1 pseudogene is annotated in these 230 nt (G+C 73.0%); it reads left to right on the top strand.

Annotated elements, in window-relative coordinates:
• Positions 1 to 230, top strand: a pseudogene (locus tag CVH10_RS24965) (rubrerythrin family protein); the annotation flags it as partial.

Below are 230 nucleotides of genomic sequence, written 5' to 3'. Positions count from 1 at the left end.
CGCCGCCGCCTTCGCCACCCACAGCAACAGCGCGACCTTCCTGGTCGGCCTGGCGGCGTCCATCGGCGCGGGCATCAGCATGGGCTTCACCGAGGCCCTGTCCGACGACGGGGCGATCACGGGCCGGGGCACGCCGTGGATGCGTGGGCTCGTCTGCGGCATCATGACCACGCTCGGCGGCCTCGGGCACACGCTGCCCTCCGCGATCCCCGATCACTGGCCGAACGCCT

The sequence above is a fragment of the Halomonas sp. ND22Bw genome, assembly GCF_003011945.1.
GTDB lineage: Bacteria > Pseudomonadota > Gammaproteobacteria > Pseudomonadales > Halomonadaceae > Halomonas > Halomonas halophila.
Note: the sequence above shows the minus strand (reverse complement) of the source record. Positions and strands in the feature narration are given on the sequence as shown.